Genomic DNA, 12,372 nt, shown 5'->3' with positions numbered 1-12,372 from the left:
CGCTGTTGAATGGACGTCACTTACGTTTGCCTCCTGCGCCAGACTTACTCAGCGGACTTACACCAGAGACTAGAACACGTTCCGATTTGTGTCGAGCAGGGTATTCCTGCGGCTGGTAGCGATACGAATCCGCTTTTCTGTAACATGTTCTAGTTGCCCGTGGCGATCGCAAGAGCGGCGGAGCCGGTCGCAGCGGGTCGACACGTTTTGCCACGAAAGGAAGGGACGGGCCTTGACCGAGGCGATTCCCGACGAGCCACTCGGTGACCACGTCCTCGAACTGCAGGTCGCCGAGGTCATCGCCGAGACCGACGACGCGCGGTCGCTGGTGTTCGCGGTACCCGACGACGCGGGCGACCCCGACATCCCGCCCGAGCGGTTACGGTACGCGCCGGGCCAGTTCCTGACGCTGCGCGTTCCCAGCGAGCGCACCGGCTCGGTGGCCCGCTGCTATTCGCTGTGCAGCTCGCCGTTCACCGACGACGCGCTCACGGTCACCGTCAAACGCACCGCGGACGGCTACGCGTCCAACTGGTTGTGCGACCACGCGCACAAGGGCATGCGCATCCACGTGCTGGCCCCGTCGGGCACTTTCGTGCCCAAGACGCTGGGCGACGACTTCCTGCTGATGGCCGCGGGCAGCGGCATCACCCCGATCATGTCCATCTGCAAGTCCGCACTGGCCGAGGGCAGCGGGCAGGTGACGCTGGTCTACGCCAACCGCGACGAGCGCTCGGTGATCTTCTCCGACGCGCTGCGCGAGCTGGCGGCCAAATACCCCGACCGGCTCACGGTGCTGCACTGGCTGGAATCGCTGCAGGGCCTGCCCAGCGTGGCCGCGCTGGCCAAGTTGGCCGCGCCCTACACGGATCGGCCCGTGTACATCTGCGGCCCGGGCGCCTTCATGGACTCGGCGAGACAAGCGCTGGAAACGCTGAAAGTGCCTGCGGCGCAGATACATATCGAGGTGTTCAAGTCGCTGGACTCCGACCCGTTCGCGGCGGTGACGATCGAGGACACCCCCGAGGGCGACGAGCCGCCGGCGACCGCGGTGGTGGAGCTGGACGGCGAAACCCACACCGTGTCCTGGCCGCGCAACGCCAAGCTGCTCGACGTCCTGCTGGCCAAGGGCCTCGACGCCCCCTTCTCCTGCCGCGAGGGTCACTGCGGCGCGTGCGCGTGCACGCTGCGCAAGGGCAACGTGAGCATGGAGGTCAACGACGTGCTCGAGCAGCAGGATCTGGACGAAGGCCTGATTCTGGCCTGTCAATCTCACCCGGAATCTGATTCGGTAGAAGTCACCTACGACGAGTAGTCGCGGGGCTAAGTTCACCGTTGGGATCACCGGGAAAGGGAGCATCGATGAGGCGGCTGGTATCGGGATTCGCAGTCGTCGCAGTGCTGCCGATGCTTGCACCCGCCCCGGTGTGCGCGGCGGCCAGCAACACCGCCACCACGCTGTTCCCGCTGGACGGGCCCAACCAGCTGGAGACGCGGGCCGTGCTGAATTGCTTCAAGGCCGACGGCCACTGCGACTTCACCGCCGGGGCGGACATGCTGACGCCCGACGGCGTGACCGGCTTCCCGCCCGGTCTGTGGGCCCGGCAGACCACCGAGATCCGGTCCTCGAACCGGCTGGCCTACCTCGACGCCCACGCCACCGGCCAGTACGAGCGGGTGATGAAGTCCATGGGTTCCGACGAGATCACCACCATCTACATGGGCGAGGGCCCGCCGGAGAAGTACCAGACGAACGGGCGCATCGACTCCACCGATTGGCAGACGGGCCAACCCAAGACCGACAACAACGTCATCGCCTGCACCCACATCCAGGTGGTCTACTCCGGGGTCAACATCACCTCCCCGAGCACCTGCGCGCAGACCACGTTCTCCTGACCTATTCGGGGTAGTCGCCGGTCTCGAGATCGTCGAGCAGGCTTGGACCAGTGGGCTTCCAGCCCAATCGCTGGCGGGTCAGTGCGCTCGACGAGGGCTGGTCGATAGCGAACATGGTGCCGAGCGGCCCGAAGACCGCGTCGGGGACGGACTCGACGGGCACACCGACCCGGCGACCGATCACCTCGGCGATCGCCCGCATCGGGTCGCCTTCGTCGCCCACCGCGTGCAAAACCGAACCGGGCGCGGCCTTTTCGAGAGCGAGCCGGAACAAGGACGCGGCATCGTCGCGATGCACGGCAGGCCAGCGCTGGGTACCGTCACCGACGAAGGCCGACACGCCGCGCTGCCGTGCGGCCTGAATCAGGATGCTGCAGAAGCCGTACCGGCCACCGGCGTCGTGCACCGATCGCGGCAGCCGCACCACGGCCGATCGGACGCCTTGCTCGGCCAGGTCGATGACGGCCTGTCCGGTGCGTGCGCGTCCTGCCATCGGCCCCTCGGTGTTGAAGGGGTCGTCCTCGGTGCTCGTGCGGCCGGCGAGCGCCGGGGTGCCGCTGGCAACCACCAGCGGTTTACCTGTGTCGACGAGCGCGGTGCCGACCGCGGTGACGGCGCGAAATTCGTCGCCGATCGCGTCACCGATCATCCGGGTGAAGTCGTGGGAGAACGCCAGGTATACGACGCCGTCGGCGTCATCGGCCGCCTTCCGCATCAGATCGAGGTCGGTGACGTCGCCGCGCAGCGGCTCAGCGCCGAGCCCGCTGATGATCGCGGCCGCAGCGTCCGACCGGGCCAGGCCCACGACCTGATGGCCGGCGGCGATCAATTGTGCGACGACGGCCGAGCCGATTCCGCCGCTGGCGCCGGTGACGAATACGCGCACGAGTAACTCCTTCATCTGATGCGACTATTGTCCCATCACCCTACACCAGTGATGGGACAATAGTCGCATCACTAAAGTGGGGCCATGGCTCGCTGGGAACCCGACGCGCGCGCACGCCTGGTCGGCGCGGCGCTGGACCTGTTCAACGAGCGCGGCTACGACCAGACGACCGTCGCGGAGATCGCCGAGCGCGCTGGCCTGACGAAAAGCACGTTCTTCAGGCACTTCCCGGACAAGCGGGACGTGCTGGCGGCCGGCCAGGACGCCATCGCCCAACTACTGCGCGAGGGCATCGCCGCTGCGCCCGCCGACGCGACGCCGCTGGCCGCGGTGTGCTCCGGCCTGAAGTCGGCAGCGGCGGCGTTCACGTCGTTCAACAAGGAGCTCGCCCCCAGGCTCAAGGCCGCGATCGCTGCCAGCGCCGAGCTTCAGGAACGCAACGCGCTCAAGCAGATCGGATTGGCGCTGGCGGTGGTCGAAGCGCTGCAATCCCGCGGCGTGCCCGAGCCGACCGCGGCACTGGCCGCCGAGCTGGGTGCCTTGGCATTCAAAAAGGCCTACGCCCGTTGGGCCGAACCCGGCGAGGACCAGGATCTGGGCGCCATGGCATGCCAGGAGCTGGACGAATTGCGCTCTGCTGCAGCCGATCTCGGCTAGCGCGGCAGCCCCAGAAGTCGCTCCGCGGCGACGGTGAGCAGGATCTGCTCGGTGCCGCCGGCGATGGTCAGGCAGCGGGTGTTGAGGAAGTCGAACACCGCGCGGTCGCCGTCCGCCCGCCGATCGACCAGCCCGCCGCCCTCGGAGACATCCATGGTGAATTCGGCCAGGGCCTGGCGGTAGCGCACACCGATGAGCTTGCGCACGCTGGACTGCGCTCCCGGGTCCTGGCCGCCCACGGCCAGCTGGGCGATCCGCTGGTCCAGCAGCGCGCCGGTCTGCGCCGCGACGATCAACCGCCCCAACCGGTCTTGCTGCGCGGCGTCGAGGTCGAGCTCGGCCAGCAGCTCGAGCAGTTCCTCCATCGGGTTGCCCAGCGCCGTCCCGTTGGCCATCGCGACGCGCTCGTTGGCCAGCGTGGTGCGGGCCAGCCGCCAACCGTCGTTCACCTCGCCGACCACCAGCTCGTCGGGAACGAACACGTTGTCCAGGAACACTTCGTTGAACAACGAGTCGCCGGTGATCTCGCGCAGCGGGCGGATCTCGATACCCGGGGAGCTCATCTCCACCAAAAAGTAGGTGATGCCTTTGTGTTTCGGCGCGTCCGGATCCGTGCGGGCCAGGCACACGCCCCAGCGCGCCTTGTGCGCCGCCGACGTCCATACCTTCTGCCCGGTCAGGTTCCAGCCGCCCTCGGTCCGGACCGCCTTGGTGCGCAGCGACGCCAGGTCCGAGCCGGCTCCCGGCTCGGAAAACAGTTGACACCACAGGAATTCGCCACGCGTGGTGCCGGGCACGAAGCGCTCGATCTGCTCGGGGGTGCCGTGCTCGAGGATGGTTGGCGCCGCCCACCAGCCGATCACCAGGTCGGGCCGGGCCACGCCGGCCGCCGCCAGCTCCTGGTCGATCAGCAGCTGCTCGGCGGGCCCCGCGCCACGGCCGTAGGGCGGCGGCCAGTGCGGCGCCTGCAGGCCCGCCTCGGCCAGCGCCGCCTGCCGCTTCTCCTCGGGCAGTTCGGCGATCTGGGCGACGGCGGCGGCGATCTCCGCCCGCTGGTCCTCGACCTCGCTGAGGTCGATACCCAGGCGGCGTCGCACCCCCGACTGGGTCAGCGCGGTGATGCGGCGTAGCCAGGCCTCCGCCCCGCCCAGGAACCGGCCGATGGCGTGCGCCCGGCGCAGGTACAGATGCGCGTCGTGCTCCCAGGTGCAGCCGATGCCGCCGAGGACCTGGATGCAGTCCTTGACGCTGGCCTTCACGGCGGCGATGCCGGTGCTCGCGGCCAGGGCCGCCGCGATGGAGAACTGGGCTTCGTCGCCCTCGGCGGCAGCCCGCGCGGCATCGGCGGCGGCCACCTCGGCCTGCTCGGCGCGGCACAGCATCTCGGCGCAGATGTGCTTGATGGCCTGGAAGCTGCCGATCGGCTTGCCGAACTGCTCGCGGACCTTGGCGTAGTCGACGGCGGTCTCCAGCGACCATCGGGTGATGCCGGCCGCCTCGGCCGCCAGCACGGTCGCGGCCAGCTCCTCGACGCGCTCGCGCTTGTCCGACACCACGGTGGCCGGCGCCGAGTCCAGCACCACCCGGGCCAGGGGCTGGGAGAAGTCGGTGGCCTGCAGGGGTTCGATCCGCACGCCCTCGCCGCCGGTGTCGATCAGCAGCCACTTGCCGTCGGCCGGCGCCAACAGCACGGCGCCGTCGGCCACGCCCAGCGCGAACGGCACCGTGCCCGACGCCGTCGACGTTGCGCCGTCGAACTCGACGTCGCCTTCCAGCGCCAGCCCGGCAAAGCGCTCCCCGGAGGCGAGGGCGCCCAACAACTCGGGATCCGAGATCACCAACGTGGCCAGCGCGGTGGTGGCGACCGGCCCGGGGATCAGCGCCTTCGCCGCCTCCTCGACCATCGCGCACAGGTCTTCGATGCTGCCGTCCGCCCCGCCGAACTCCTCGGGGATAGCGACGCCGAAGATGCCAAGCTCGGCCAGCCGGGAGAACACCGGCCGCCAGGCGTCGGGCTTGCCCTGCTCCACGTCGCGGATCGCCGCGGTGCCGCCCGGCCCCGACGTCGAATTGCGGGCCCAGTCGCGCACCAGGGCCCGCGCGGCAAACTGTTCGTCGGTGACGGTCGCTACCACGTGAGAGCCCTCCGCGTCCTTGACTCGGCGTGACAGGGGCGTCGAAACCCCTGTCCTGATTGTGCGATCTGCCCGCCCAGCGGGTATGCCTTCGGCACGTGTTGGCACGCAACCCGCGCTCTTCGAGACTAGAACGTGTTCTAATAGTGCCAGTGATCGACCGTCAAGTCGAACGCCATTACAGCAGCACAGCGCTTGTCCGCGGCGGTATGGAGGTGGGAAATTCACACGCAGAATGCGTATCGTTTGCAAACGAACCGCCGGGAACAGGAGCAAACCGTCACATGCCAGCCAACGCAAATCCGAGCCGCGTATCTGACGCGCAGCCGCGCGAGGTTCTGAACGTGGCGGTACTGGCGGAGTCCGAACTGGGGTCGGAGGCGCAGCGGGAACGCCGCAAGCGCATCCTGGACGCCACCATGGCCATCGCCTCCAAGGGCGGTTACGAGGCAGTTCAGATGCGTGCGGTGGCCGATCGCGCCGACGTCGCGGTGGGGACGCTGTACCGGTATTTCCCGTCGAAGGTGCACCTGCTGGTGTCGGCGCTGGGCCGCGAGTTCAGCCGCATCGACGCCAAGACGGACCGCTCGGCGATGACCGGGGGCACGCCCTTTCAGCGGCTGAACTTCATGGTGGGCAAGCTCAACCGCGCAATGCAGCGCAACCCCCTGCTGACCGAGGCGATGACCCGGGCCTACGTGTTCGCCGACGCGTCGGCGGCCAGCGAGGTCGACCAGGTGGAGAAGCTCATCGATTCGATGTTCGCGCGGGCGATGGCCGACGGCGAACCGACCGAGGACCAGTACCACATCGCCAGGGTGATCTCCGACGTGTGGCTGTCGAACCTGCTGGCGTGGCTCACCCGGCGGGCCTCGGCCACTGACGTCAGCAAGCGGCTGGACCTGGCCGTGCGGCTGCTGATCGGCGACCAGGACTCGAAGTAGCCCGGCTCACGCCGGCGGGCCGGCGGTGCGGCCCCGGATGAGTTCGGTGTCCAACAGTTCGATGGCGGGCAGGCCCGAGCGCGGCGGCTTCAACAGCAGCTCCCCGGCCCGGCGGCCCTTCTGCAGGCTGGACTGCGACACCGTGGTCAGCCCGCGGTTGATGGCCTCGGGCACGCCGTCGAAGCCGGTGACGGTCATCTGCCCCGGCACGTAAATGCCGTGCGCGCGCAGGTAATCCATGGCCGACAGCGCCAGGATGTCGGCGGTGCACATGAGCGCGGTGATCCGCGGATTGGCCTCCAGCGCCGCCTTGGCGGCCGCGCCGCCCGATTCGGGCAGGTGCTCGTAGCTCTCCACCACGGTCAACGAATCGGGCTCCACGCCGGCGGCCGTCATCGCCTCCCACACTCCGACGATGCGCTCGCGTTGCACGTCGAACGCGGGTGAGCGGAGCCGGTCGGCGTCTACCAGGCCCTGGCGCCGGTCCCGGCCCAGCCGCATGGTCAGCAGCCCGATCTCGCGATGCCCCAGGCCCAGCACGTAGTCGGCGAGCTCACGCATCGCCGCGCGGTCGTCGATGCCCACCCGCGAGACGCCGGGCAGCCCCTTGGGCTGGTCGACCACCACTATCGGCAGCCGGCGCTGCAACACCACCTGCAGGTAGGGATCCTCGTCGCACACCGAATAGACCACGAAGCCATCCACGCCGGCCGAAAGCACCGCGGCCGTGCCGTCTTTGAGGCTGCGGCTGGGTCCGACGGCGACCAGCAGCAGCCCCTGCCCCAGCGCTTCGCAGGACTGGGCCACGCCGGTGACGAAGTCGCGTGCGGCGGGGTCGCTGAAGAAGTAGGGCAGCGGTTCGGCCATCACCAGACCGACCGCGCCCGCCTTGCGGGTCCGCAACGAACGCGCCACCGGGTCGGGGCCGGCGTAGCCCAGCCGCTTGGCCGTCGCGAGCACGCGCTCGCGCAGGTCCGGGGAGAGCTGATCGGGCCGGTTGAAGGCATTCGAGATCGTCGTGCGCGAAACGTTGAGCTCGTCCGCCAATGACGCCAGAGTCGCACGCCGGCGCGGTGTGGGACTCACGTTCGGTGAGGCTACAGCGGATCGGGGCCCGTGCGTACGTGCTTCAGCTTGCGGCTTTGTAATGGAAACGGTTTTCATTAGTATTGTGGATCGGCTGACTGGCCGGCGGGAGGAAATCGGACGTGCACATGGCACCGACGCGGCAACGAACGGCTAAGGCCAGGACCGCCGACGCGACGCGATGGCTGGCGGCCGCGCTGGCGGTGGCCGGCGGCGCGGTGCTCACCGGCTGTGTCGGTTCGGCGCATTCGCGCGCGCTCTCCGTCGTCGCCTCCACCGACGTGTGGGGCAGCGTGGCGCGCGCCGTCACCGGCCGCCACGTCGCCGTCAAATCCATTCTCAGCGGGGCGGACATCGACCCCCACTCTTATGAGGTCAGTCCCGCCGACGCCGCCGCGATCGCCGACGCCCCGCTGGTGGTCTTCAACGGCGGCGGGTACGACGGGTGGGTCGACGACGTGCTGGCCCGCCACCCGGACGCCAAGCCGGTCAACGCCTACTCGTTTCTGAACAACGACGGAGCACCCCGCAACGAGCACGTCTTCTACGACCTGGACGTCGCCAAAGCGGTGGCGAGCACCATCGCCGAGCGCCTCGCGACGATCGACGCGGGCAACGCCGCCGACTATCGGTCCAACGCCGTCGCGTTCGGCCGCGACGCCGACTCGATCGCCGGCGCCGAACACGCCATCGCGACCGCCTATCCCAACACCTCGGTGGTCGCGACCGAACCGGTCGCGTTCTACCTACTGAAGGCCACGGGCCTGGCGAACCGGACCCCGCCCGCGTTCGAGGCGGCCATCGAGAACGAGACCGATCCGGCACCGGCCGACATGGCGGTGGTCCTCGACCTGGTCAACCGTCGTCAGGTGTCGGCGGTGCTGGTCAACCCGCAGACCTCCACCACCGCGATCAACGGTCTGCGCGACGCCGCACGGCACGCGGGCGTCCCGGTCACCGACGTGTCCGAAACGCTGACCGAAGGCACGGAATACCTTGCCTGGCAACGCAACACGGTCAATCAGCTGCAGTCCGCGCTGCGGTCGAGCCGGACCGTACCGTCGTGAGCCTCGAACCGGCCATCGAGAACCCCGCGGAAACGGTTTCGCTGCGCGGGGCGCGGCTGTCCTTCGGCGACCGGGTGCTGTGGGACCACCTGGACCTGTCGGTGTCGCGCGGTGAATTCATCGCGGTGCTGGGCCCCAACGGCAGCGGCAAGACGTCGCTGCTCAAGGTGCTGTTGGGGCAGCTGCCGCTGAGCGCCGGTGTCGGGCTGGTGGACGGCAGGCCGATCACGTCGGGCAGCGGACGCATCGGCTATGTGCCCCAACACCATCCGATGGACGCCGACGTGATGCTGCGCGGGCGCGACCTGGTGCGGCTGGGCATCGACGGGCCGCGCTGGGGCGCCATCCCGCTGCGGTCGGCCGATCGGGCCCGCCGGCGCGCGGCCGTGCGCCAGGCGCTGCGCCAGGTCAACGGCGAACACCTGGCCGACGTCCGGGTCGGGACGATGTCGGGCGGCGAGTTGCAGCGGGTGCGCATCGCCCAGGCGTTGGTCAGCGACCCGCTGCTGTTGCTGTGCGACGAACCGCTGCTGACGTTGGATCCGGCCAACGCCAGGCTGGTGTCGGCGCTGATCGAGCGGCGCCGCCAGGACGCCGCGACCACCGTCATCGTCGTCACCCACGAGATCAACCCGATCCTGCCGTACGTGGACCGGCTGCTGTATCTGGTCGACGGCCGGTTCGAGATCGGCACGGTCGAGCAGGTGATGACCAGCCAGACCCTTTCGGCGCTCTACCAATCCGACATCCAGGTGGTGAAGGTCAAGGACGGCTACGTGGTGGCCGGCGCTCGTGACGATGGGTACTGCTGATGGAACATCGGCTCACCGGCCTGCTGGACCACCTGTTCTCCTTCGACATCACCGCCCACCTGCTCGCCCACGACTTCGTGCAGCAGGCGCTGTTGGCGGCCGCCCTGCTGGGCCTGGTGGCCGGGCTGATCGGGCCGTTCATCGTGATGCGCCAGATGTCGTTCGCCGTGCACGGTTCCAGCGAATTGTCTTTGACCGGAGCCGCTTTCGCGCTGCTGGTGGGGTTCGGCGTGGGCCTCGGCGCCCTGATCGGCAGCGCCCTGGCCGCGGCGCTGTTCGGTGTGCTCGGGCGGCGTGACCGGGAACGCGACTCGGTGATCGGCGTGGTGCTGGCGTTCGGGCTGGGCCTGGCGGTGTTGTTCATCCATCTCTATCCGGGCCGCACGTCGACCAGCTTCGCCCTGCTGACCGGCCAGATCGTCGGGGTGGGCTATACGGGCCTGACCATGCTGGCGCTGGTCTGCCTGCTCGTCATCGCCGTGCTGGCGACGTGTTACCGCCCGCTGCTGTTCGCCACGGTCGACCCCGACGTCGCCGCCGCCCGCGGCGTGCCGGTCTACGCGCTGGGCATCGTGTTCGCCGCCCTGGTCGGGGTGGTGGCGGCCCAGGCGGTGCAGATCGTCGGTGCGCTGCTGGTGATGTCGTTGTTGATCACGCCGGCGGCCGCGGCGGCCCGGGTGGTCGCCTCCCCGGCGGCGGCGATGGTCACCTCGGTGGTGTTCGCCGAGGTGTCCGCGGTCGGGGGCCTGCTGCTGTCGCTGGCGCCGGGCGTGCCGGTGTCGGTGTTCGTCGCGAGCATCTCGTTCCTGATCTACCTGGTCTGCTGGCTGATCGGGCGCCGGCGATCCGCTGCCGCTTAAGCTGGGCCCCATAAGGTTCCACGTCCGGGAGGCAGTGGTGCGCGGGCGAATCGCGTTGCTGGTGGCCGCGGCGGTGTCCGCCCTGGCCACCGGCTGCACCACCGTGGTCGGCGGCAGCGCGTCGCCCGCGGACACCTCCGGTCCGCTGCTCCAGCCGCCGGTGGCCGCCGCGGCCCTGGATGGGCTGCTGCTCGGGGTGGACCAGATCAACTCCTTGCTCAGCTCGGGGATGCGGCTGCGGTACGGCGTTCAGACGATGTGGGATTGGAGTTCGACTTTCAGCGACAAGAGCTGTCTGGCGATGGACGGCCCGGCCCAGGAGGCCGTCTATGCGGACACCGGCTGGATCGCGATGCGCGGCCAGCGCCTCGACGACAACTTCGACGACCCGGCGGTCCGCAACGACTCCGCCATCCAGGCCGTGGTCGCCTACCCCTCGGCGCGCAAGGCCAACGCGTTCTACGACGCCTCGGTGCGACGGTGGTCCGCCTGCGCCAACCGGAAGTTCTCCGAACATCCCGTGGACAAGCCGGACATCGCGTGGACCGTCGGCGAGGCCCACAAGGTCGGTGGCACGCTCAGCACCTCCGAAGTTCAGGACAGTAGCGACGGCTGGACGTGCCAGCGGGCGCTGACCGTGCGCAACAACGTCGTCATCGACGTCGCCACCTGCGGCTCCTTCGTGCCCGGCGGGTCCGCGGTCGACCTCGCCGAGCGGATCGCGGCCAAGGTCAGCGGGCGGTAGCCGGCGCCGCGCCTCCTCGCCTAGGCCGGCGCCGGGCGCCCCCATAAGCTGGGCGGGTGGCCGCTATCGACCTCAACGCCGACCTGGGCGAGGGCTTCGGTGTCTGGCGCCTGGGTGACGACGACGCCATGCTCGGCATCGTCAGCAGCGCCAACGTCGCGTGCGGTTTCCATGCCGGTGACCCGGCGGGCCTGCTGCGGGTATGCCGGTCGGCCGCCCGGCGCGGGGTCCGCATCGGGGCGCAGGTGAGCTACCGCGACCTGGCCGGGTTCGGCAGGCGCTTCATCGACGTCGCCGCCGAGGACCTGATCGCCGACGTGGTGTATCAGATCGGCGCGCTGCGGGCGATGGCGCACGCGGCCGGCTCCACGGTGTCCTACGTCAAACCCCATGGCGCGCTGTACAACACGATCGTCACCCACGTCGAGCAGGCCGCCGCCGTAGCCGAGGCGGTGCGCCTGGTGGATTCCGGGTTGCCGGTGTTGGGCATGGCGGACTCGGCCTTCTTCGACGAAGCCACTCGGCGCGGATTACGCACGGTCGCAGAGGCTTTCGCCGACCGGGCCTACCGGCCCGACGGCCGGCTGGTGTCGCGCCGCGAACAAGGCGCGGTGCTGGCCGACCCAGCGGTGATCGCCGACCGGGTGGCGACCATGGTCGACTCCGGGCAGGTCACCGCGATCGACGGCACCCAACTCACGCTGAAGGTGGAATCGGTTTGCGTGCACGGTGATTCGCCGGGAGCGGTGCAGATCGCCGCCGCCGTCCGCGACCGCCTTGCCACGACCGGCACCGAGATCAGGGCGTTCTGCTGATGCGACTGAAACTCGGGCGTCCCGACATCGCGCGGTACGCAGGCCGGTTCGACGCTCCCGCCGCCGAGGCCGACGGGCTCTCGGTGACCTGGATCGGCGTCGCCACCCTGCTGATCGACGACGGCTCGTCGGCCCTGATGACCGACGGCTACTTCTCCCGGCCCGGCCTGGCCACGGTCGCGGCCGGCAAGGTGGCACCCTCGCCGGCGCGCGTCGACGGATGCCTGGCCCGGGCCAAGGTCTCGCGGCTGGAGGCGGTCATCCCGGTGCACACCCACTTCGACCACGTGCTGGACTCCGCACTCGTCGCCGACCGCACCGGCGCGCGGCTGGTCGGCGGGCAGTGGTGCGATTCGATCAGGGTGACGTCGTAGGCGCCCAGCTGCATCGGTTCGCCGTCGGCCGCGACGACGATCCGGTCCTGCGGCAGGCCGTATCCCCTTCCGACGTTGGCCGCGGACTGCCCGCC

12 protein-coding genes and 1 pseudogene are annotated in these 12,372 nt (G+C 69.7%); 10 read left to right on the top strand and 3 right to left on the bottom strand.

Annotated elements, in window-relative coordinates:
- Positions 1 to 232: 232 nt before the first annotated feature.
- Both A9W96_RS27835 and A9W96_RS27830 read left to right on the top strand, forming a co-directional pair.
- Positions 233 to 1,315 (top strand): ferredoxin--NADP reductase, encoded by a 1,083-nt coding sequence (locus A9W96_RS27835; protein WP_066867381.1) that lies wholly within the window; start codon positions 233 to 235, stop codon positions 1,313 to 1,315.
- Positions 1,316 to 1,362: 47 nt separating this feature from the next.
- Positions 1,363 to 1,896, top strand: coding sequence for a hypothetical protein (locus A9W96_RS27830; RefSeq protein WP_066867384.1), 534 nt, complete (start codon positions 1,363 to 1,365; stop codon positions 1,894 to 1,896).
- 1 nt (position 1,897) lies between these two features.
- Here A9W96_RS27830 and A9W96_RS27825 read toward each other — a convergent pair whose 3' ends face one another.
- Positions 1,898 to 2,782, bottom strand: coding sequence for an SDR family oxidoreductase (locus A9W96_RS27825; protein ID WP_067144474.1), 885 nt, complete (start codon positions 2,780 to 2,782; stop codon positions 1,898 to 1,900).
- 84 nt (positions 2,783 to 2,866) lie between these two features.
- On the opposite strand from A9W96_RS27825, the gene A9W96_RS27820 reads away from it, so the two are divergent.
- A complete protein-coding gene (locus A9W96_RS27820; protein ID WP_066867386.1) occupies positions 2,867 to 3,439 on the top strand; it encodes a TetR/AcrR family transcriptional regulator in 573 nt (190 codons plus the stop codon).
- Here A9W96_RS27820 and A9W96_RS27815 read toward each other — a convergent pair.
- Positions 3,436 to 5,574, bottom strand: coding sequence for an acyl-CoA dehydrogenase (locus A9W96_RS27815; protein WP_066867387.1), 2,139 nt, complete (start codon positions 5,572 to 5,574; stop codon positions 3,436 to 3,438). The two genes, A9W96_RS27820 and A9W96_RS27815, sit on opposite strands and share 4 nt — an antisense overlap.
- Positions 5,575 to 5,918: 344 nt before the next feature.
- Between A9W96_RS27815 and kstR the strand changes: the two genes are divergently transcribed.
- Positions 5,919 to 6,518, top strand: coding sequence for a cholesterol catabolism transcriptional regulator KstR (gene kstR, locus A9W96_RS27810; RefSeq protein ID WP_066867395.1), 600 nt, complete (start codon positions 5,919 to 5,921; stop codon positions 6,516 to 6,518).
- Positions 6,519 to 6,524: 6 nt separating this feature from the next.
- Here kstR and A9W96_RS27805 read toward each other — a convergent pair whose 3' ends face one another.
- The gene (locus A9W96_RS27805) at positions 6,525 to 7,604 is read right to left on the bottom strand and encodes a LacI family DNA-binding transcriptional regulator (RefSeq protein WP_067020439.1); all 1,080 of its coding nucleotides are present in this window, start codon (positions 7,602 to 7,604) and stop codon (positions 6,525 to 6,527) included.
- Positions 7,605 to 7,732: 128 nt separating this feature from the next.
- On the opposite strand from A9W96_RS27805, the gene A9W96_RS27800 reads away from it, so the two are divergent.
- The 6 genes and pseudogenes from A9W96_RS27800 to A9W96_RS27775 form a co-directional block, all read left to right on the top strand.
- Entirely contained in the window at positions 7,733 to 8,671 is a 939-nt protein-coding gene (locus A9W96_RS27800; RefSeq protein ID WP_066867391.1) for a metal ABC transporter solute-binding protein, Zn/Mn family, read from the top strand.
- Positions 8,668 to 9,483, top strand: coding sequence for a metal ABC transporter ATP-binding protein (locus A9W96_RS27795; RefSeq protein WP_067144473.1), 816 nt, complete (start codon positions 8,668 to 8,670; stop codon positions 9,481 to 9,483). Before A9W96_RS27800 ends, A9W96_RS27795 begins: the two co-directional genes overlap by 4 nt.
- Positions 9,483 to 10,343, top strand: a complete 861-nt coding sequence (locus A9W96_RS27790; protein WP_067144472.1) for a metal ABC transporter permease — start codon at positions 9,483 to 9,485, stop codon at positions 10,341 to 10,343. Before A9W96_RS27795 ends, A9W96_RS27790 begins: the two co-directional genes overlap by 1 nt.
- A gap of 34 nt (positions 10,344 to 10,377) precedes the next feature.
- Positions 10,378 to 11,088 (top strand): sensor domain-containing protein, encoded by a 711-nt coding sequence (locus A9W96_RS27785; RefSeq protein WP_067144471.1) that lies wholly within the window; start codon positions 10,378 to 10,380, stop codon positions 11,086 to 11,088.
- A gap of 56 nt (positions 11,089 to 11,144) precedes the next feature.
- Positions 11,145 to 11,903, top strand: coding sequence for a LamB/YcsF family protein (locus A9W96_RS27780; RefSeq protein ID WP_066868873.1), 759 nt, complete (start codon positions 11,145 to 11,147; stop codon positions 11,901 to 11,903).
- Positions 11,903 to 12,247: pseudogene (locus tag A9W96_RS27775) on the top strand (MBL fold metallo-hydrolase); the annotation flags it as partial. The gene A9W96_RS27780 and the pseudogene A9W96_RS27775, both read left to right, overlap by 1 nt.
- Positions 12,248 to 12,372: the final 125 nt, after the last annotated feature.

Origin of the sequence: Mycobacterium sp. 1245852.3 (assembly GCF_001669335.1) — a bacterium.
Taxonomy (GTDB): domain Bacteria; phylum Actinomycetota; class Actinomycetes; order Mycobacteriales; family Mycobacteriaceae; genus Mycobacterium; species Mycobacterium europaeum_A.
The sequence above is the reverse complement of the archived record's forward strand: the minus strand, read 5'-3'. Positions and strand labels throughout refer to the sequence as shown.

What these genes read in the sequence shown, in the direction of transcription:
- A9W96_RS27820 (WP_066867386.1), top strand. Translation starts at nt 2,867, where the DNA reads ATGGCTCGCTGGGAACCCGACGCGCGCGCACGCCTGGTCGGCGCGGCG.
- A9W96_RS27800 (WP_066867391.1), top strand. Translation starts at nt 7,733, where the DNA reads ATGGCACCGACGCGGCAACGAACGGCTAAGGCCAGGACCGCCGACGCG.
- A9W96_RS27830 (WP_066867384.1), top strand. Translation starts at nt 1,363, where the DNA reads ATGAGGCGGCTGGTATCGGGATTCGCAGTCGTCGCAGTGCTGCCGATG.
- A9W96_RS27790 (WP_067144472.1), top strand. Translation starts at nt 9,483, where the DNA reads ATGGAACATCGGCTCACCGGCCTGCTGGACCACCTGTTCTCCTTCGAC.